General features: G+C 67.1%; 15 protein-coding genes. 3 read left to right on the top strand and 12 right to left on the bottom strand.

What is annotated here, in order from left to right:
* Positions 1–23: 23 nt before the first annotated feature.
* The 5 genes from murA to E3O46_RS00950 form a co-directional block, all read right to left on the bottom strand.
* Positions 24–1352: a UDP-N-acetylglucosamine 1-carboxyvinyltransferase gene (gene murA, locus E3O46_RS00970; RefSeq protein WP_134448059.1), complete on the bottom strand. Its 1329-nt coding sequence runs from the start codon at positions 1350–1352 to the stop codon at positions 24–26.
* Positions 1353–1456: 104 nt separating this feature from the next.
* Positions 1457–2065, bottom strand: coding sequence for a 3-isopropylmalate dehydratase small subunit (leuD, locus tag E3O46_RS00965; protein ID WP_134560776.1), 609 nt, complete (start codon positions 2063–2065; stop codon positions 1457–1459).
* Positions 2066–2067: 2 nt separating this feature from the next.
* Positions 2068–3576, bottom strand: a complete 1509-nt coding sequence (leuC, locus tag E3O46_RS00960) for a 3-isopropylmalate dehydratase large subunit (RefSeq protein WP_174774847.1) — start codon at positions 3574–3576, stop codon at positions 2068–2070.
* 153 nt (positions 3577–3729) lie between these two features.
* A complete protein-coding gene (locus tag E3O46_RS00955) occupies positions 3730–4518 on the bottom strand; it encodes a PP2C family protein-serine/threonine phosphatase (protein WP_241975532.1) in 789 nt (262 codons plus the stop codon).
* Between the two features lie 126 nt (positions 4519–4644).
* Positions 4645–5670: a TerC family protein gene (locus tag E3O46_RS00950; protein ID WP_134447524.1), complete on the bottom strand. Its 1026-nt coding sequence runs from the start codon at positions 5668–5670 to the stop codon at positions 4645–4647.
* 256 nt (positions 5671–5926) lie between these two features.
* Here E3O46_RS00950 and E3O46_RS00945 point away from each other — a divergent pair, with 256 nt between their 5' ends.
* Both E3O46_RS00945 and E3O46_RS00940 read left to right on the top strand, forming a co-directional pair.
* Positions 5927–7267, top strand: a complete 1341-nt coding sequence (locus E3O46_RS00945; protein ID WP_134447522.1) for a hypothetical protein — start codon at positions 5927–5929, stop codon at positions 7265–7267.
* Between the two features lie 126 nt (positions 7268–7393).
* Positions 7394–8566, top strand: coding sequence for an MFS transporter (locus E3O46_RS00940; protein WP_241987313.1), 1173 nt, complete (start codon positions 7394–7396; stop codon positions 8564–8566).
* 41 nt (positions 8567–8607) lie between these two features.
* On the opposite strand, the gene E3O46_RS00935 is transcribed toward E3O46_RS00940, so the two are convergent.
* Complete coding sequence (locus E3O46_RS00935; protein WP_241987308.1) at positions 8608–11163, bottom strand: transglycosylase domain-containing protein; 2556 nt, start codon at positions 11161–11163, stop codon at positions 8608–8610.
* Between the two features lie 143 nt (positions 11164–11306).
* On the opposite strand from E3O46_RS00935, the gene E3O46_RS00930 reads away from it, so the two are divergent.
* Positions 11307–13595, top strand: coding sequence for a putative bifunctional diguanylate cyclase/phosphodiesterase (locus E3O46_RS00930; RefSeq protein ID WP_134560932.1), 2289 nt, complete (start codon positions 11307–11309; stop codon positions 13593–13595).
* A gap of 9 nt (positions 13596–13604) precedes the next feature.
* On the opposite strand, the gene E3O46_RS00925 is transcribed toward E3O46_RS00930, so the two are convergent.
* The 6 genes from E3O46_RS00925 to E3O46_RS00900 form a co-directional block, all read right to left on the bottom strand.
* Entirely contained in the window at positions 13605–14372 is a 768-nt protein-coding gene (locus E3O46_RS00925) for a glycosyltransferase family 2 protein (protein WP_134560781.1), read from the bottom strand.
* Positions 14369–15793: a bifunctional PIG-L family deacetylase/class I SAM-dependent methyltransferase gene (locus E3O46_RS00920; RefSeq protein WP_134447500.1), complete on the bottom strand. Its 1425-nt coding sequence runs from the start codon at positions 15791–15793 to the stop codon at positions 14369–14371. The genes E3O46_RS00925 and E3O46_RS00920 overlap by 4 nt, the downstream gene beginning before the upstream one ends.
* A complete protein-coding gene (locus tag E3O46_RS00915; protein ID WP_134560931.1) occupies positions 15787–16881 on the bottom strand; it encodes an acyl-CoA dehydrogenase family protein in 1095 nt (364 codons plus the stop codon). The genes E3O46_RS00920 and E3O46_RS00915 overlap by 7 nt, the downstream gene beginning before the upstream one ends.
* Positions 16882–17114: 233 nt before the next feature.
* Positions 17115–18008 carry a glycine betaine ABC transporter substrate-binding protein gene (locus tag E3O46_RS00910; protein ID WP_134447492.1) on the bottom strand — a complete coding sequence of 298 codons (894 nt, stop codon included), beginning with the start codon at positions 18006–18008 and terminating at the stop codon, positions 17115–17117.
* Positions 18009–18189: 181 nt separating this feature from the next.
* Positions 18190–19137, bottom strand: coding sequence for an ABC transporter permease (locus E3O46_RS00905; RefSeq protein WP_134560930.1), 948 nt, complete (start codon positions 19135–19137; stop codon positions 18190–18192).
* Positions 19134–20405, bottom strand: coding sequence for a quaternary amine ABC transporter ATP-binding protein (locus E3O46_RS00900; RefSeq protein ID WP_134448049.1), 1272 nt, complete (start codon positions 20403–20405; stop codon positions 19134–19136). Before E3O46_RS00900 ends, E3O46_RS00905 begins: the two co-directional genes overlap by 4 nt.
* Positions 20406–20561 lie beyond the last annotated feature (156 nt).

The raw sequence follows: 20561 nt of genomic DNA, 5'->3' as shown, positions 1-20561 counted from the left end.
CTCCATTGACTGGCACAGGGCCATTATCCTTCGAGATCGAAGTCCGCCCCCAACAGCCGCAGCTTCGTGATGAAGTTTTCGTAGCCACGGCTGATGATTCCCACGTTGCTGACCGTCGAGGTGCCCTCGGCGGTGAGCGCCGCGATCAGGTGGCTGAAGCCGCCGCGCAGGTCGGGAACCTCGATGTCGGCGCCGTGCAGCTTCGTCGGCCCCGCGATGACGGCGGAGTGGTTGAAGTTGCGCTGTCCGAAGCGGCACGGGTGGCCGCCGAGGCATTCGCGGTGGATCTGGATCGTCGCGCCCATCTCGACGAGGGCGTCGACGAAGCCGAAGCGTTGTTCGTAGACGGTTTCGTGCACGATCGACACGCCGTGGGCGTGGGTGAGGGCGATCACGAGCGGCTGCTGCCAGTCGGTCATGAAGCCGGGGTGCACATCCGTTTCGATGACGACGGGCTTGAGGTCGCCGCCCGGGTGATAGAAGCGGATGCCGTCGTCGTGGATCTCGAAGGCGCCTCCGACCTTACGGAACACGTTGAGGAAGGTCAGCATCTCGGACTGGCGTGCGCCGCCGACGAAGATGTCACCGTCGGTCGCGAGCGCGGCTGCCGCCCAGCTCGCGGCCTCGTTCCGGTCGAAGAGCGCCCGGTGGTTGAAGCCCTCGAGTCGTTCGACGCCCTCGATGCGGATGACCCGGTCGGTGTCGACCGTGATGATCGCACCCATCTTCTGCAGGATGTTGATCAGGTCCATGATCTCGGGCTCGATCGCCGCGCCCTTGAGCTCGGTGATGCCCTCGGCGCGTACGGCGGTGAGCAGGACCTGCTCCGTCGCCCCGACGCTCGGGTACGGGAGGGAGACCTTGGCCCCGTGCAGGCCGTTCGGGGCCGACATGCGGATGCCGTTGGGCTGCTTGTCGACGACGGCGCCGAACTTGCGCAGCACCTCGAGGTGGTAGTCGATCGGCCGGTCGCCGATGCGGCAGCCGCCGAGGTCGGGGATGAACGCCTCGCCGAGGCGGTGCAGCAGCGGTCCGCAGAACAGGATCGGGATGCGGGAGGACCCCGCGTGCGCGTCGATCGCGGCGAAGTGCGCGCTCTCGACGTCGACGGGGTCGAGCAGGAGTTCTCCGGGCTCTGGCCCGTCGGTCACCTTGACGCCGTGCACCGCGAGCAGCTCGCGCACGATGCGCACGTCGCTGATGTTGGGCACGTTCTTCAGGATGCTCGGGCTCTCGCCGAGCAGGGAGGCGACCATGGCCTTGGTGACCAGGTTCTTCGCGCCCTTGAGTTCGATCCGGCCGATCAGCGGGATGCCGCCGCGAATCGTGATCTTGTCGCCTTTCAGCCCCACAGCGGCCCCCCAGCTCTGTGCGTTCTCACGGTTTTGTTCGTCTTCGAGGAGCTGCGCCTTCACGGCTGCGTCTTCACGATTCTGGGCGATCTCGCTGATGGTACTCACAAATTTACCTGCCTTGCGGGGAGAGTACGGGGCCGCCACGGCTCCCGATGGGATTCGAATTCTGCGATCCGCGCTTCATCACGCAGGGTCAGGCCAATGTCGTCGAGGCCTTCGAGCAGGCGCCAACGGGTGTAGTCGTCGACCTGGAATGGCACTGTGAAATCGCCGACGCGTGCTGTACGCGCAACCAGATCGACGGTGAGTTCTATTCCCGGGTCGGCCTCGATGATGCTCCAGAGCTTCTGGGCATCGTCCTCGGTGATCTGCGCGGCAAGGAGGCCCTGTTTGCCGGCATTGCCGCGGAAGATATCGCCGAACCGGGGGCAGAGCACCACGTCGAAGCCGTAGTCGCGCAGCGCCCAGACGGCGTGTTCGCGAGACGATCCCGTGCCGAAGTCCGCGCCGGCGACGAGAATGCGCGCGCCCGCGTACTCCGGCCGGTTCAGCACGAATTCGGGGTCCGTTCGCCAGGCGGCGAAGAGCGCGTCCTCGAAACCGGTCTTGGTGACGCGTTTGAGGTAGACGGCGGGGATGATCTGGTCCGTGTCGACGTTGGAGCGGCGCAGCGGCAGGGCGATGCCCGTGACGGTTGTGAACTTGTCCATGGTCAGAGTGCTCCATCCAGTGCCGGTGCCGCAGCAGGGGCCAGTTCGGCCGGGATCGCGTCGGCGGGGACGAGGCCGTCCGCGACGAGGTCCCACGGGCTCGACAGCGTGCCGCGGATGGCGGTGGCCGCCGCGACGAGCGGGGAGACCAGGTGGGTGCGGCCGCCCTTGCCCTGGCGGCCCTCGAAGTTGCGGTTGCTCGTCGAGGCGCAGCGTTCGCCGGGGGCCAGCTGGTCCGGGTTCATGCCGAGGCACATCGAGCAGCCCGCGAATCGCCATTCGGCACCGAAATCGGTGAAGACCTTGTCGAGGCCTTCCGCCTCCGCTTCGATGCGAACCCGGGCGGACCCGGGGACCACCAGCATCCGCACGCCGGGGGCGAGCGTCTGCCCGCGCACGATGTCGGCGGCGGCACGCAGGTCTTCGACGCGGCTGTTGGTGCACGAGCCGAGGAACACGGTGTCGACCCGGATGTCCTTCATACGAGTGCCGGCCGCGAGGTCCATGTATTCGAGGGCGCGCTCGGCGGCGGCGCGCTCGTTGGCGTCGGCGACGTCGGCCGGGTCAGGCACGGTCTCGCTCAGCGAGACGCCCTGGCCGGGGTTGGTGCCCCAGGTCACGAAGGGCTCGAGGGTGTCGGCGTCGAGAACGACCTCCGCGTCGAACACGGCGCCCTCATCGGTCGCGAGGGTCTCCCAGTACGCGACCGCGTCGTCCCAGTCCTGACCGGCCGGCGCGTGGGCGCGACCCTTCAGGTAGGCGTACGTCGTCGCATCCGGTGCGACCATGCCCGCGCGGGCGCCCGCCTCGATCGACATGTTGCAGATGGTCATGCGGCCCTCCATCGAGAGGGCGCGGATGGCGCTGCCGCGGTATTCGAGCACGTAGCCCTGTCCGCCGCCGGTGCCGATCTTCGCGATCACGGCGAGGATGACGTCCTTGGCGGTGACGCCGGGGCGCAGGGCGCCTTCGACGGTGATGGCCATGGTCTTGAACGGCTGCAGGGGCAGGGTCTGGGTGGCCATGACGTGTTCGACCTCGCTCGTGCCGATGCCGAGGGCCATCGCCCCGAAGGCGCCGTGCGTGGAGGTGTGCGAGTCGCCGCAGACGACGGTGATGCCCGGTTGGGTGAGCCCGAGCTGGGGTCCGACGACGTGCACGATGCCCTGCTCGATGTCACCGAGCGAGTGCAGCCGCACGCCGAATTCCTCGCAATTGCGGCGGAGCGTCTCGATCTGGGTGCGGCTCGTCAGGTCCTTGATCGGCCGGTCGATGGCGAGCGTCGGAGTGTTGTGATCCTCGGTCGCGATCGTCAGGTCCGGTCGGCGCAGCGGCCGGCCGGCGAGGCGCAGCCCATCGAAAGCTTGCGGGCTCGTGACCTCGTGCACGAGGTGCAGGTCGATGTAGATGAGATCCGGGGTTCCGTCGGAACCCTTGCTGACCAGGTGTTTGTCCCAGACCTTCTCGGCCAGGGTCCGCGGGCGTTCGCCGGACATCGATGCGTTAGTCATGTGTGTGCGTCTTCCTCAAGATTTGATGGCAGCCAACGACAGTCTCCGCGACGAGGGAGGCCTCAGAATTGGGACTCGTCGCGGCAGATAAGAAGGAGTCGACCGAACAGCACCCGGACAGGCTAACACTTCGCGCCGAGTCTTCGCCGAAGGTCACGACGGTGACACGACCGATTCGACGAAGACGACCGTGACATTGTCGTGCCCGCCGCGCGCGAGCGCCTCGTCGACGAGGGCGTCCACAACGGCCTGCTGGCCGTTGGCCTGCTGCTCGGCGAGGAGCCTCGAGATGTCGTCAGGCTCGAGCTCCTTGGTGAGGCCGTCGGAACAGATCAGGAAGGCACGGTGACCGGATGCCGGCACGAGCCAGACGTCAGCGTCGACGAACTCATCGGTTCCGATCGCCCTCGTGATGATGTTCCGTTCGGGGTGCAGTTCGGCGGACCGAGGCGTGATCAGTCCCGCGTCGACGAGTTCCTGCACCGCGGAGTGGTCGACGGACAGCTGGGCGAGGTGAACCCCGTCCCACGTGTAGATGCGGGAGTCGCCCACGTTGAAGGCCATCCAGTGCAGGCCGATGTCCGCACCGGCATCGACGAAGGCAACCCCGGCCAGCGTCGTGCCGCTCACCGCGGTTCCGAAGTCCTCCGCGCCGCTCAGGTCGCGCACCGCGTCGTTGGACGAGTGGATGGCGTCGAGGATGCGCTCGGGGGTTGAAGGACGGCCAGCCTCGATGTGTTCTTCGAAGACTCTCAGGACGGTCTGGCTCGCCTCGTCGCCGTGGGCGTGCCCGCCCATCCCGTCGGCCACGAGAAAGACCGGAGAGTGCGCCATGAAGCTGTCCTCATTGAGCTGCCGGACCTGGCCGACCTCGCTGCGCGCGCCGACGGTGAACGAGACCGTCACCGTTGGGAGGGTCATCGTGTCTGCGCTCTGGACCAAGCCGGTACTCCCTCGTGCTGCGGCGCGTGTTCCGAGCCGACCCGATCGCGCCTCGACGAGGCGTCAGAGACCCACGGTACCAATTCGGGGGGACTTTTCGCGCCGCCAGGACACGTCGCGCCCGCGCTATTCCTTCGTGGTGAGCGACAGTTCCTCGCCGAGACTGTGGCCGCGGGCGCGGGCGTCCCGGTTCGCCTTGATCAGGCTCGCGACCGTGGCGACGGCCATCGAGACCACGATCACGCCGAGCGACGTCCAGGTGTCGATCTCCGGCGCCCAGCCCACACCATGGCCGCCGTTGATGAACGCGACCTCATTGGTGTGGAGCGCGTGCGAGACGAGCTTGACTCCGATGAAGAACAGGATGAAGGCGATGCCGTACTTGAGGTACACGAGCCGTTCGAGCAGGCCGCCGAGCAGGAAGTAGAGCTGCCGGAGTCCCATCAGGGCGAAGACGTTGGCCGTGAACACGATGAACGGGCTCGTCGTGATCCCGAAGATGGCGGGGATCGAGTCGAGGGCGAACACGAGGTCCGTCGTGCCGATTGCGATGAAGACGATCAGCATCGGGGTGAAGACCCGGCGTCCCTTGACGGTGGTGCGGATCTTCGAACCGTCGAAGGTCGGGGAGATCCGCAGGCGGCGACGGATCATCTTCACGAACGCGTTGTCGGCCTCGTTCGCGTCCGGTTCCTTGGCGACGGCCTGATGCACGGCCGTATAGAGAAGGAAAGCGCCGAAGATGTAGAAGATCCAACTGAAGTTCTCGATGAGGGACGCCCCGAGAAGGATGAAGATCAGGCGCAGGACGAGCGCGATGATGATGCCCACCATCAGTACTTCCTGCTGGTATTTCCGCGGCACGGAGAATCTCGCCATGATGATGACGAAGACGAAGAGATTGTCGATGCTGAGGCTGTACTCGGTGAGCCAGCCGGCGAGGAACTGACCGGCGTGTTCGGCATCGGCCAGGAGCAGCATCGCAAGCGCGAACAGCAGGGCGAGCACGACGTAGAAGACGACCCACAGGCTGGCCTCGCGCATCGAGGGCACGTGCGGGCGCTTGTACACGATCAGCAGGTCGCCGACCAGGACCAGGGTCAGGATGACCAGGGAGCCGATTTCGAACCAGAGGGGAAGGGCGAGATCCACGGAGGGGCCTTTCGAGGAGAGGGAGGGCAGGCAGAGAACCTGAAAGTCTCTCCCGCGACAAAAGATGCCGCCGATCCGACCGGAACCCCTGCACCGCGGTCCGTGTTGACGATCAGATCACTAAACCCAGTGGGCTTTGAGGGATACTCCCCTTCACGGGGGTAAGCCTAGCGGATTTCCGTGCCGAATCCGACGGACCGCGCCATAATGTGCCTGCGCCGGAGAGTGGCGCGCACTCTCGAGAGGCACGGACCCGATGGCGCAGATCGAAACCCCCGAGCAGCAAATCGAACGACTTTCGGCCCAGGTCGCGCACTTGCAGGCCCGGCTGCAGCCCGCACCGCCGAGCACTCCCGGCGTGTCTGAACCCACCAAGGCATCGCTCCGGCTGCGCGCATTCTTTGCCGCGCTCCTGATCGCCGTCGGCGTCATTCTCGCCCCGGTCGCCGTCGTCGCCGCGTGGACCAAAACCGAGGTCACCGACACCGGCCGATTCGTGGCCACCCTGTCGCCTCTTGCGGATGACCCGGCATTCCAGGCGTTCCTCGTTGACCAGATCTCCACGGTGATCGACGACCAGGTCGACTTCGAGAGCATCGCAACGGACCTGTTCGACGGAATCGCCCAGCTCAACCTGCCGCCGAGGGCCCAGACAGCCCTCGGCCTGCTCAAGCAGCCGGCCATCGAGGGTGCGCGGTCGCTGGTCCGCACGGCGACACAGCGGCTGATCGCTTCGGACGCCTTCGCGAACATCTGGGAGCAGACCCTGCGGGTCAGTCATTCCCAGGTCATCGCGGCGCTTCAGGGCGATACGGGCGGGCCGCTCACCATCGGAACCCAGGGTGAGGTCGGCATCCAGCTGGCGCCGCTCATCGCCGCGGTGAAGAGCGCCCTTGTCGCCCAGGGCTTCGCTCTCGCCGATCGGATCCCGGAGATCAACCGCACCATCCAGGTCGCCCAGTCCGACTCCCTTGTCCAGGCACGGGTCGCCTACCAGCTCCTCGACGTCCTGGGGTTCGTGCTGCCGTGGGTGAGCCTGGTCCTCCTGGCGGCCGGTGTCGTCGTGGCCAGGCGGAAGGCACGGGCGCTGATCTGGGCGGGTCTCCTGCTCGCGCTCTCGATGGCCGTGCTGGCGACGGGAATCTCCGTCGGGCGCATCCTCTTCGCAGGCTCCGTCTCGCCGCAGTACCTGCCCCGGGATGCCGCACTCGCCACCTACGACGCGATCGTGCCGTTCATCAGCGCGACGGCGCTGGCTGTGGGGACCGCAGGCGTGACCGTCGCCGTGGTGGCGTACCTGGCCGGGCCCTTCCGCGGCGCGATCGTGGTCCGCCGGCTGACCGTGGACTCTGCCAGGAGCATCCGCTCGTCGGCGGAACGTCGAGGAGGAACCACGGGACCGTTCGGGGTCTGGCTGTACTCCGTGCGGCGATACGCGCGGGTCGTCGTTGCGCTTGTGGCCGGGGCCGTCGTGCTGTTCGTCCGCCCGCTGTCGCCGGGCGTGATCATCGGCACCGCCGTCACCGCCCTCGTCGCGATCCTGCTGATCGAGCTCCTCCAGCGCCCGCCAGCGGATGGCGTTGCCGCAAGCCTGTAGCCTTCGACCGTGAACGTTGAGAGCACGGATGAGACCACGGGCGAGACCACCGCGGAGACCTCAGGTCCGGGCGGCTCCTCCCCTGCCTCGGTCTCGCGGCCGCCGGTAGCGGCCCGCCGTGCCCGCATAGCGGTCGGCGTGCTCTTCTTCACCAACGGTGCGATCTTTGCGAACCTGTTGCCGCGCTATCCCCAGATCAAGGCCGACCTCGGCCTCACGAACGCGGAATTCGGCTTCGCGGTCGCCGCATACCCGCTCGGCGCGCTCATCGCCGGGTTGACGGCCGGGATGCTCGTGCGCCGGTTCCGCTCCTCCCGGGTGGCGATCGTCGCCACGGTGTTCACCGCGGTCGGCATCCTGCTTGCCGGGGTGGCCCCGGCCTGGCTTCCGCTCGCGGCCGGATTGTTCCTGGCCGGCGCGATGGACTCGATCACCGACGTCGCCCAGAACTCACACGCGCTGAGGGTGCAGCGACTGTACAAACGCTCCATCCTCAACTCGTTCCACGCTGTCTGGAGCATCGGTGCGGTATCCGGCGGCGCACTCGGGTCCCTCGCCGCCGGGCTCGGCATTCCCCTGGCCGTGCACCTCACGCTCTCCGCCGTGCTGTTCAGCCTCCTGGCCGCGCTGTCGTACCGCATGCTCCTGTCCGGCCCCGAACCGGACGAGACGCGTGCCGCCGATGTTTCGGCCGGCGTGCAGACGCGCACCGGACGAGCGGTGGGCGTGTTGGCGAAATACGCGGTGCTCCTCGCCCTCGTGCTCATCGCGGCGTCCGGGGCCATCGTCGAGGACGCCGGCAGCTCCTGGTCGGCCATTTACCTCTCCGTCGACCTCGGCGCATCAGCCTTCGTCGCGGGCCTCGGCTTCATCGCGCTCCAGGGCATGCAGTTCATCGGGCGGATGCTCGGCGATCGGCTCGTCGACCGGTTCGGCCAGCGCGCGGTCGCGAGAACGGGCGGCGTGATCGTCTGTGTCGGCATGGGAAGCGCCCTCCTGGTCCCGTCGGTCCTGGGCACCGTGGTCGGATTCGGCCTCGCAGGACTCGGGGTCGCGACCCTGATCCCGGCGGCCATGCATGCGGCGGACGAGCTTCCTGGCTTCCGCCCTGGCTCCGGGCTGACGATCCTCGCCTGGCTTCTCAGGGTCGGTTTCCTCGTCTCGCCGCCCGTGGTCGGCGCGATCGCCGACGCGTCCTCGCTCCGGCTCGGCCTGCTCGTCGTGCCTGTGGCCGGTGTGCTCACCCTGCTGTTCGCCGGGGTCCTGTCCGGCCGGGAGCCTCGCGGGCCCAGCAGCTGATCTTCTCCTCGCGCCGAAGTGAGCGCAGACAGTGCGCCGGCTCAGCCTCCCGCGGCGGCCAGCCGGCCGACGACGATCGTGACGGCATCCCCAGGTCTGGCGGCGCTGCCGGCCGGTGGCGACGTCGTGACGACCGTGCCGACGAGAGCGGGGTCTTTCACATCGGTTTCGTTCTTCACCACGGTGAAGTTCGACAGGGCGGCGCGGGCTTCGACTTCACGTTTGCCCGAGACGTCCGGTACGACGACGAGCGCGGCGTTGCTCGTGCGCACCGTCACGGCAGCGCCGCGGGCCGCGCTTGCTCCCCCACCGGGCTCGGTGTTCGCGACAACGCCGGCAGGCAGCTCGGAGTCGATGGTTCCGCCATTCACGAAGAGGAAGCCTGCGGATTCCAGGGTCGACTGCGCCTGGCTGAGGCTCTTGCCGCGGAGGTCAGGAATGGACACCTGGGCGGCGTTGATCACCGCGCCGGAGGCCGCGGGAAAGGCAACGCCGGGATACTTCGCATTCGCGACGCTCATCACGTCCGGCCACATCCGATGCCGTGCCGTCGCGGCCTGCTGGCCGTTGAAGGAGGTGGTGCGCTGATCCCTGTCACCCGTGACGCTCATCACGCCGGCGACGGTGGCGACGGTCGTGCTCGCCCCGCTCATCCAGGTGTCCTTGTTGCCGTCTGTGGTCCCGGTCTTGCCGATCATCGGCGACTTCGGACTGGTCGCCTTGAACGAGGCGGATCCGGTTCCGCTCGCCATGACCTGCTGCATCGCGGTCGTCATGCCGGCGGCGACGTTCGGATCGACCGACTGGTGGCACGCCGACTGCGGAACGGCAAGCGCCGTTCCGTCGGAGCCGGTGATGTGGTCGATCACGATCGGGCTGCAGGTGGTGCCCTTGTTGGCGATGCCGGCGAAGGCGACCGCCATGCTCAGGGGCGCGACCTCGTTGGTGCCGAGCACCGCTGAGGCACCCTGCTCGAGCGGGGCGCCGTCGGCGCGCGTGACGTCGAAGGCCTCGGCGGTCTTGCGGATGCCGCACAGGTCGAGTTTCTTGGCCATGCCGATGAAGCCGGTGTTGATGGACCCGATCGTCGACTGCAGGGCGCTGTAGTTGGCGCCGGATTCGTTCGAGTCGTTCTTGGGGTTGTAGCCGGGGAAGCTCACGGTGCCGCCGGTCGCGCAGCTGTCGCGGAAGGTGCCCCAGTTGGCCTTGCGCCGGGAGTCGACCCGCTCATTGAGCGAGTGGCCCTCGGTCAGCCACTCGGCGAGGGTGAACACCTTGTACGTCGATCCGGGCTGGAACCCGTGGGAACCGCCCTGGTCGACGTTGGTGTTGTAGTTGATCCCGGTCAGGTTCGACCCGGTGATCGGCACATCCGGGTCCTGGCTGTAGTCCTTGTTCTGCGTCATGGCGAGAACCTTGCCGGTGCCGACTCCGACGCTGACGATCACGCCACCGACGTCCCAGCCGGGGTAGGTGTCAGGAACGTTGGCCTTCATCGTGGCCTCGGCGGCCTGCTGCATGTCGAGGTCGAGGGTCGTGTAGACGTTGAACCCGCCGCGGCGGAAGTTGGCCATCCGGGTGGTGTCGTCGGCTCCGAAGGTCGGGTCGTTCTGCAGGGTATTCACGACGAGGTCGCAGAAGAAGGCACTGCCGCCGGCGGTCTGGCAGCCGGTCGAGGGCACGTGGATGCTGGGCTCGATGGCCGTGGCGATCGCGGCATCGTGGTCGGCCTGGTTGATCTTGCCGTACTTGAGCATCTGGTCGAGGATGTAGTCGCGGCGGTCCTTGTTCGCGGCGTAGCCGTTCGCGGCGCCGTTGGTCTCGCTGTCGGGCTGGTCGAGCTGGAACTTGACCGGGTTGTTCACGATCGTGACGAGGCTCGCGGCCTGCGGGAGCGTCAGCGTCGCCGCCGTCGAACCGAAGTAGTACTCCGCGGCGGACTCGATGCCGTAGACGGTGCCGCCGAAGCCGGTGATGTTCAGGTACTGGCGGAGGATGTCGTCCTTCGCGTACTTCTTCTCCACGCCGATCGCGAGGCGCATCTCCTTGAGCTTGCGATCAGGAGTCTTGGCGATCGCGGCGTCATAACAGTCCGACTTCTTCTGCGTATCCGTGAGCACTTCGCACTTCTGCACGAGCACGTTCTTCACGTACTGCTGGGTGATCGAAGACCCACCGCGAACATCACCGGTGGCGACAGTCGTGACGATCCCGGTCACTGTGCCCTGCAGGTCGATGCCGCCGTGGTCGTAGAACCGGGGGTCTTCACCGGAGGTCGCGGCATCCTTGACGAACTGGTTGATCGCATCCGAGGCGACCTCGACGCGGTTCTGGTCGTAGAACGAGGCCAGGAGATAGGGGACGCCGGTGCTCGTGGTCGCGTAGATGTTGCTCTTCTGCGAGAGCTGGTCGATCTTCAGGTAATCGGGCAGGTTCTCGAAAACAGTGATCGCGTTTGTCGCAGCAAGGCCGGAGAGGCCCAGGGCGGGAGTAACCGCGGCCGCCACGAGAACACCGGCAACGACACTCGTCCCGACAAAACCCAGCAATCCGCCGACCGCTTCAAAATTCCGCCTGGTATTTGGTTTTCCGTACACGTATCCCCCAATTTTATGCCCGGCCATGCGGCAAATTCGCTGCCGCACTGGCTCCCCCGGGACCAATCTATCCCGAAGATGCCGCACGCCGGGGTTCATTTCGAAGGCGACCGACGCAGCTAGGTTTATCGAGAGGGAGATCTATGCCAGCCGATACCAGCACGGAGCGCGTCAGCGCGTCTCGAGGGACGAGCCGATTCGGCCGATGGCCGAACTGGACCCTCGGGCTGATTGTGGCTGCCTTCGCTGTCGCCACGATCTTCGGTACCGCAGGCGACGCGAGTTCGCTCGTACTCGGATTCTTCGCGTTGTGGATTCCCGTCGTCGTGTGCTGGATTGCGATCGGCCGGACACGGTCCCGGCGCAGGGACCTGCACCTGATGACCGCCGCCGTGACGGTCCTGGCGGCCGGAGACACGTTCTTCGCACTGGCGACGACCGGAGGCGAATCCCTGCCGCGTCCGTCCTGGGCGGATGTCGGCTTCCTCGGCTTCTACCCGCTCATGTTCGCGGCACTCGTCGTTCTCGCGAGGCGCACAATCCGGGGTCTCGCGTCTCCGATCGTCCTGGACAGCGCCGTCGGGTCTCTCGGTGCGGCCGCCCTGTTGGCCGTGCTGCTCGATCCGATCCTCAAGGCGGCCCTCGCGACCCCGGGATCGTTCGCCACGACCGTCGCATTTGCGTATCCGCTCGGAGATGTCCTGCTGGTGGCCTTCTTCGTCGGGATTGCAGCCTCCCACGGCACCTCCATCGGCCCGGGCTGGACCCTCCTTGTTCTCGGTCTCGCTGTCTTCACGGCCGCCGACATCATCAGCGTGTCCCTGCACCTGAACGGCCTCTACGTCATCGGCAGCCCCCTCGACATCGGCTGGCCCCTGAGCCTCGCCCTGATCGCGTCTTCGGTCGACAGGGAGGCCCGCCTCGGCTCGCACCCTCGCCAGTCGACGTGGGCGATCCCCGAACAGACGGTTCCCGCGATCGCCACGGCCGCGGGTCTCCTGGTCCTGATCATGGGAACCCAGCTGAAGATCTCTCCGCTCGCCGTCGTCCTGGCGGCCCTGACCCTCACCGTGGCGGCACTGCCCCTGATCTTTCGCCAGCGCATCCGTATTGCGGATGCGCATCGCCAGGCGCGGACCGATGAGCTCACGGGGCTGCCCAACCGCCGCGCCCTCTACGCCGATGTGCCCGCCCGGCTGGCCGCGAATCCGCACCGGACGAGCGCGCTCCTCCTTCTCGACCTCGACAAGTTCAAGGAGGTCAACGACAGTCTCGGTCACGATGTCGGTGACCTGCTCCTGTTCCAGGTCGCCGGCCGGATTTCCGGTCAGCTGCGCACCGAGGATCTCTTCGCGCGCGTAGGCGGCGACGAGTTCGTGATCTTTCTCGACGGTTCGGATTCGGTCAGGGCGGAAGCGGTGGCCTGGAAGCTGCGCGCGACCCTGGCCCAGCCGTTCATCCTCGCGGGCATCTCGGTTCAGGCCAGCGCCAGTATCGGGATCGCCGGGTACCCCGACCAGGGCGAGGACCTGACCATGCTGCTCCGCAAGGCGGACATGGCGATGTACACGGCGAAGGCGACCCACAGCGGCCACCACGTCTACCGGGGCACCGACGACAATCACGGGGAGGATCGGCTGCACCTGCTCGAGGAGTTGCGCTTCGCGCTCGTCGATGACCAGCTGGTGCTGCACTACCAGCCCAAGATCGACCTCAAAACCGGGGACGTCTGCGGGGTCGAGGCCCTGGTCCGCTGGAACCACCCGACGAGGGGTTTGTTGCAACCCGACGATTTCCTCGATCTCGTCGAGGAGTCAGGGCTGATGCATGCGATGACCGAGATCGTGCTGCGTGAGGCCCTTGACCAGGCCGCAACCTGGTCTGGCCAGGGCCGGACGCTGACGATGGCGGTCAACATGTCCCCGAGTTCCCTGATCGACACGGTGCTGCCCGAACGGATCAGCGCGATGCTGTCGTCGCGTGGCCTGTCCCCCACAGTGCTGGTCCTGGAGATCACCGAAGATTTCCTCCTCTCCGACCGGGAACGCGCGCGCAGCATCCTCACCCGGTTGCAGGCGACGGGAATTCGGATCTCCATCGATGACTTCGGGACCGGGTACAGCTCCCTGGCGTACCTGCGTGACCTGCCGATCGACGAGCTCAAACTCGACAAGTCCTTCATCATCCCGATGAAGGACGATCCTCGCGCAACGGCCCTCGTCGTCTCGACCATCGACATGGCACACAGCCTCGGCCTGCGCATGGTGGCCGAGGGCGTGGAGGACGCTACGGCATACTCGGAGCTCATCGGCTTCGGCTGCGATGTCGCTCAGGGGTTTCTGATGTCCCACCCTGTGCCTGCGGCCGAGCTGGAAGACTGGTTCGCCGCGAGAGCGTTGGATGGAAGCGCTCTGGGCCACATATCAGGCTGAGTGGTTCGCTCACGGAAGGGCGCCGGCGTCGTCGACCTGCAGAACACCCGTCTCCATGATGACGGGGAGGCGAGCGGTCTGAGCGCGCAGGTAGCCGGCGAAACCCCCGGGCGTGCGTCCGACGAGTCGCCCACTCGTACGAACCGGGATGCGTGCCGTGCGGATCTCGCACACCCGCAGCCTCCGCAGTGCAGCGACGAGTGCAATGTCCTCGTCGGCGTCGATACCGGGGAATTCCCCGGCAGCGAGGTACCGGTCTGCCCGCACACCGAGATTGGCCCCGTGCACGTGCGGATGTCCCTCGACGAGCCACTGCTCTGCCGCCCAGCGAGCGCGCATTTCGCCGTCGAGGCACTCGTCCGGCTCGACGGTGCCGAGAACCAGATGCACATCGTTCCTGGCGAAGGCAAGCTGGCTCGCGAGCCAGTTCTCCGGGACGGCTGAATCGGCATCCGTCGACGCGATCCAGGTACGACCCGTGAAGTCCGCAGGGGTCTTCAGGACGCCGCGGACGCCCGCACGCCGTGCCGCACCGACGCCTCCCGTGTCACTGCGGACCAGATGCACGCCCGGAAAACCCGCGGCAATGGTCTCGGTCCCGTCCGTACAGCGGTCGAGCACGATCACGACCGACACGATCGGCGGCGCCGGATCGAGGGTCGCGACCACGGGCTCGATCGCGGCCCCCACCGCGGCGAGGCACCGAGGAAGCAGTTCCTCCTCGTTGTGCGCGGGGATGACGATGACCAGGTGGTCGATTTCACCGGGCCCGATCATGGGACGAGTCCCTCGTGCTGGGCCACGGATCGTGCCGGCTCGGGCTGCCACACCTCAAGCAGGAAGTCACTTTCGCGATGCTCGACGGTTCGCACGAGGCCGGGCACCGTCGCGAGCATGTCGTGAACCCGGTCGCCGCTGAGCGGATACTCGGGAACCGGATGCCTCCAATGGCAGGCGAGGAGGACTCCGCCGGGGGCGAGGCTGTCCCGGCAGCGCTGGAAGAACCGTTCCAGGTCTGCGGTCGCCAGGTAGTAGCCGACTTCGGATACGACGATGAGGTCGAAGACTCCGGAGGGCCATTCACCGGGCAGGGTCATCCGTGCGAAGCGGACGCCGGGGCGCCCGGCGAGCCGTTCGCGGGCAATCGAGAGCGGTTGCTCCGCGATATCGACGGCCATCACGGTGTCGCACCGGGCGGCGAGGTCGGCCGTGAATACTCCGATCGAGCAGCCGAGCTCCAGGGCGGCACCGAATCGTTCGCGCGGCAGCGCAGCGAGGGTCAGCGCGCGTTTCCGACGTTCGTACCAACGCGTCTCGAAGCCCCACGGGTCTCGCGCCTCCCGGTAAAACTCGTCGAAGAAAGATCTCGCCAGGCTCGCTGTCCCGCTCGCATCCGGGGACGGTGCCTCCGCTGCGGTGCCGTCGACGAAGATCTCGAAGCCCCTCGCGAAATGGGCGGCCATCGCCGGCGGCACGACGGCCTCGTCTCCGGGTTCGTCGGACAACGCCAGCACCTGGCTGCGGTGCAGCGCGAGCGCCTGCAGCTTCCGCGCGTGGTCCTCGGGAGAGAGATCGAACCTGCGGATCAGGCCCAGCGGCCATTCCCCGTCCGGTGTCGACCAGTGCCAGGCCCAGATCGGGTACTCGAGCAGGCGGGCGCCCGACCATGCCGCTCCGGCCGCTGCCACGTCGCCGGCGAGCGCGTGGTCGGGATGCCCGTCGGCCCGCCACGGTGCGACAATCCAGGTGCCCGCGGCTGAGCCTTCCGTGATCTTCTCCGCGCCGGAAGACGGCGGCCCGAGCACGGATGCCAGCGCCCGCGCCGCCGCCTCCCTGTTCCTCTCGAGGTCGCCGTCCGGCAGTCCGGCGAAGTGCAGGCGAGCGGATGGCGCCAGGTGCGCCACCGCATCCGTCACCTCTGTCCTGCGCACACGTGAAAGGCGACCCTGGCTATGCGTCGGGGATTCCGGATGGGACGCTTCACCGTCGCTGAGGACAAGGACATCGACCGGGATCCCGCGTCGCGTCGCACCGGAGAGGAGCCCGCCGGCACCGAGGGTCTCGTCGTCGGGATGCGCCGCGACGATGATCAGCCGGGCGAGGTCGTCGAGGTCAAGCCGCGCCGCAGCCGTGATCCAGGGAGCGCCGGCCCAGGCCTGCTCGGCGGTGCCGAGGTCCCGATGGCTGAAGATCACCACGGTGAGACTCCGCGAGCACCATCGAGCAGCAGAGCTCCAAGCCTGGCCTCGTCGCGTTCAGCGTGATGCTGTCGAATGTACAACTGCAGATCGGCGACACGCTGGGCGTGGCGCGCGTCGAAGGCCAGGGGTTCCGGCCCCAGGGCATGCCCGGCCCGCTCGATCACCTGCTCTGCGGTGCGCGCGACGATCCCCCGCACGCGCGCCGCACGCACGGCCCCGAGTGTGCCGGTCGCGGTCCCGTCGTCGATCGCGCTCGCAGCGGCCGCGAGTGCCTGCCCCGATGCCGTCAGGAGCATGTCAATCGCGCCAAGATGAGCAAGACTGACCTGATCCGGCGTGCGCTCCCCGGCCTCCCGGTAGACGCGTCTGGCGACGCCGACGGCCCCGCCCCACCAGCAGGCTGCGACACCGATCCCTCCCCACGCGAAGCCCGGTCGGTCGAGGTACCAGCCGTCTGCGCCGACCGGCACTGCCGGAACGCCGCGAAAGTCGACCGGACCACTCGGAAGCGATGCGAGTCCCCTGGCCACCCAGGAGCCGTCCGACACCGTGATTCCCGGCACGCGGAGGTCGACGGCGAACAAGCGACGCGTGGTCTCCGAGGTGTGCGCGGTGACGAGCGCGTGGCTGAGGGCGCCGTCGAGCGAGCACCACGGCTTGACACCGTCGAGCCGCCAGCCGGACTCGGTCTGGCGCGCCTCGAGGCGCGTGCCGCGTCCTTCCGCCGCGAACACACCCCACGTCCGACCGTTCCCGGATTCGACGTGGATTCCACTGCCGGACTCAGCGGCCTGTTCCAGGATCGAGAGCGCATCCAGGTGCGCCTCCACGACGCGGGCAGCGGTCAGGTCTGCCGCCGCGACCGTGGCCAGCGTGTCGAAGAGCCGTTCGGTTCGCCCGGAACCCGGTCCCGCCCCGTCAAGCCGAACGCCGAGCGCGATCGCCAGTCGCAGGGCCTCCTGGGTGTTCCCGTTCACCTGGAACGCATGGTCGGCCACCGCGCGCAGGTCTTTGTCGCCCGCGTCCAGCGTCGACCTGGCCAGCCGAACCGGCTCGCTCGTGTTCGCAGCGTTCGACTCGCTCACCACGTGACACCGAACCCGGCCGAGGCCATACTTGTCCCCCATCTCACAACGTTCATCGTGCGGAACGGCTGGTCAGCTCCCCAGTCGCTCACTCGTATCGGCAGCACCATATCAGGAACCGAGGATACGTGATGGCTGGACACCTGATCAGGATGAGTGCACGTTGTGCGGGTGCAGGCGACCACGCACGAACGGCCCGTGCCGGAGCACGGGCCGTTCATCACAACAGTGGCTTACTTGGTGAGCGAGTCCACGTAGCCCTGATTGTCCGCGATCCACTTCGCAACGATGGGGCCGTAGTCCTGGCCGTCGTAGTCGACGAACATCGCGGTCTCGAGCGAGTACAGCTGATCGAGGTCCATCTTGTACCCGGACAGCCACTTGGTGGCCTGCGGGAAGTCAGTGCCGAAGTCCTTCTTGCCGTAGGCGTGGATGGTCTCCGTGGCCCCCAGGGTGCCTTCGGGGTCTTCGAGGTTCTTCAGGTCGAAGGAGCCATACGCCCAGTGCGGCTCCCAGAGGGTCACGGCGATGTTCTCGCCGGTCTTCGCGGCCGCCGTGAGCTCGGTGAGCATCGCGGCGGTCGACGAGGTCTGGTAGTCCATGTTCTCGAGTCCGTAGGTCGGAATCGTCTTGTTCGTGACGGCCTCGGTCAGGCCGGCCCCCGGTTCGATTCCCACGATCTTGTTGCCGAACAGGTCGGCGTTGGCGGCCAGTTCCGCGATCGAGTTGATCGGTGCATCCGCGTTCACGGCGATGGTGTTCTTCGCCTCGGTGTTCCAGGCCGCGAGTTCGGTGATCTTGTCACCGTATTGCTTGAGGTACGTGGCGTGGGTGTTCGGAAGCCAGACGTCGAGGTTCACGTCGTAGTCGCCGGTGGACAGACCCGCGTAGACCGCGGCGACGTCGGCGTACTCGAGTTCGACGTTGTAGCCCTGCTTGTCCAGAATGGCCTTCCAGAGCTCGGACGCCGCGACACCCTCGTCCCAACCGTTGAACACGGCGATCGTGAGGTCTTTGTTGTCGGAGTTGCCGTTGCCGACGGTCTGCGCGGGTGTTGCTGCACAGCCCGTGAAAGCGAGAAGCCCGACGGCTCCGAGGGCGATGATGCTGAGGGAACGGTTCTTCATGTGTCTTCCTGTCTTGTCACCTGCTGTGGGTGACCGGGGTTGACGGATGCGCCGGGCGGCCGAGGCGGCCGGGTGCGACACGGAGACAGGTGTCTCCGTGAGTATTGGGGGTGCCGGTCAGGACGAACTCGACCGGCTGGAATCGCGGAGTGCCGTGTGAGATACCCCCGCCAGGTGCAGGTCAGACTCCGGCGGGCTGCGGCGTCTTCACGTCTGCGACGGGCGCGCTGATCGGGCTCTCGGCCGCCACTGCGGCGGCCTGCCGACGGTGCTTGCGCCCGGCAAGGAGACGACCGATCGGTGTGATTCCCGTGCCGAGCGATGCGGTCATCCGGTCGAGGAAGATCGCCAGGATCACGACCGCCAGTCCGGCTTCGAATCCCAGCGACACGTCGATGCGGCTGAGACTCGCCAGGACCTGCTGGCCGAGACCGCCGGCGCCGACCATTCCCGCGATGACGACCATCGACAGGGAAAGCATGATGACCTGATTGATTCCGGCCATGACGGTCGGCATCGCCAACGGGAGCTGGATCTGGCGCAGGATTCTCGCCGGGGACGCACCGAATGCCTCGCCCGCCTCGACGACCTCGTGATCAACGCTGCGGATGCCGAGCTCGGTCAGGCGGACGCCCGGTGCCATCGCGAAAATGATCGTCGCCACGATACCGGGCACGACTCCCACCCGGAAGAGGATCAGCGCGGGAATCAGGTAGACGAACGCGGGCATGGTCTGCATGAAGTCGAGAATCGGCCGGATGATCTTGGAGGCCAGGGCGGACTTGGCGGCCAGGATCCCCAGGGGGATGCTCACCAGGATGGCGAGGACGCTCGCCACGAGGACCAGGGCGAGCGAGTCCATCGCGTTCTGCCACTGGTCGACACCCACGATGACGATGAGGCCGATGACGGCGCCCACGGCGAATTTCCAGCCACGGACCATCAGGCCCAGTGCAGCGGCCACGAGGATGATCACCCAGAACGGCGGTGAGGCAAGGACGAGGTCGACGAACTCGTAGGCGCCGTCGAAAATGGTGCGCACGAAATCGAAGAGAAAGCTGAAATTGTCGGTGACGAAGGCGATGAAGTCGTCGGCCCAGCTGCCGAGCGGGATGCGGAAGTCGTTCACAGCTGTGCTCCTTCCAGCGCGGTCTCGCGCAGGGTTTCGGTGATCACGCGGAGCGAGATGGTCGATGGCGGTTCGGTGACCGGCACCTCCCCCGTCGCGGTGGTGACGTTACCGAGAGCGGCAAGCAGGGTGACTCGCGGGATGACACCGAGCAGACGGTTTCGCGCATCGACGACGGCGATCGGCAAGTCGCTCTCCACCGCCAGCTCGACGAGGTCGACCAGGGCGGTATCCGCTGAAACGGCCGTTGCTTCCTTGATGATGGGGCGAAGGTCCGGGTGGCTGGCCTTGACCTGCTTGAGCACATCGCGGTCACGTACGACCCCGACGAAGCCGAGGTCACGCCCGACCACGAACGTGGCGGAGGTCTGCAGGTCGCGCATCGTACGCAGGGCGGCACGCGGGCCGGACGTCACGGTGACCATGGATCGCACCGGCTCCATCACGCTCCCGGCCGTGAGCACCCGGGCCCGGTCGACGTCCTGAACGAACTGGGCGACGTAGTCGTTGGCCGGGTCGGTGAGGATGTCTTCCGGGGTGCCGATCTGCACGATGCGACCGTCGCGCATGACCGCGATCCGGTCCCCCAGGAACATCGCCTCGTTGAGGTCGTGGGTGATGAAGATGATGGTCTTGCCGAGTTCGGCCTGCAGCTCGATGAGCTGTTCCTGCATCTCGCGGCGGATCAGCGGGTCGAGTGCCGAGAACGCCTCGTCCATCAGGAGAACGTCGGTATCGGCGGCGAGCGCCCGACCGAGGCCGACCCTCTGCTGCATCCCGCCGGACAACTCGGACGGCATGCTGTCGGCCCAGCCGTCCAGGCCCACCAGGCGGATGATGGTGCGGGCCTTCGCGAGGCGCTCCGCGCGAGGCATGCCCTGGACCTCGAGGCCGTACGCTACATTGTCGATCACGCTGCGGTGGGGTAGCAGGGCGAAGTGCTGGAAGACCATGGACACGCTCCGGCGACGCACATCGCGCAGCTTGGCGGCCGGGAGTCCAGTAATCCGGGTGTCACCGACGGTCACTGTCCCGGAGGTCGCCTCGAGCAGGCCGTTGAGCATGCGAATCAGGGTGGACTTGCCCGAACCGGACAGTCCCATCACCACGAAGATCTCGCCGCGCCGGACCTCGAAGGAGGCATCGATCACGGCGGCTGTTCCGAGGTGCGCGAGGTCTTCACGGCTCGCGCCGCCTTCGAGTTTCTTGACGATGTCATGCGGTCGGCGGCCGAATGCCTTATACAGGTGGTCCGCCTTGACGGCGATTTCGGGAGCTGGGGATGTCGAGGCTGTGTGCTCCGCCGAGGCGGCGAATTCCTGTGCGTGTTCGGCAACGATCTGGGTCACGGATTCTCCGGAGCGCGACGACGAAACCGGCTTCGCAGCCGGCACGTCGGGGGCTAGCTGTATCGGGCGGGTAGG

Origin of the sequence: Cryobacterium glucosi, assembly GCF_004402235.1 — a bacterium.
Classification (GTDB): Bacteria; Actinomycetota; Actinomycetes; order Actinomycetales; family Microbacteriaceae; genus Cryobacterium; species Cryobacterium glucosi.
The sequence above is the reverse complement of the archived record's forward strand: the minus strand, read 5'-3'. Positions and strand labels throughout refer to the sequence as shown.

Bases quoted from the DNA above. Each gene is read 5' to 3' on its own strand.
- leuD (WP_134560776.1), bottom strand. From the start codon at position 2,065: ATGGACAAGTTCACAACCGTCACGGGCATCGCCCTGCCGCTGCGCCGC.
- leuC (WP_174774847.1), bottom strand. From the start codon at position 3,576: ATGACTAACGCATCGATGTCCGGCGAACGCCCGCGGACCCTGGCCGAG.
- E3O46_RS00945 (WP_134447522.1), top strand. From the start codon at position 5,927: ATGGCGCAGATCGAAACCCCCGAGCAGCAAATCGAACGACTTTCGGCC.
- E3O46_RS00930 (WP_134560932.1), top strand. From the start codon at position 11,307: ATGCCAGCCGATACCAGCACGGAGCGCGTCAGCGCGTCTCGAGGGACG.
- E3O46_RS00925 (WP_134560781.1), bottom strand. From the start codon at position 14,372: ATGATCGGGCCCGGTGAAATCGACCACCTGGTCATCGTCATCCCCGCG.
- E3O46_RS00910 (WP_134447492.1), bottom strand. From the start codon at position 18,008: ATGAAGAACCGTTCCCTCAGCATCATCGCCCTCGGAGCCGTCGGGCTT.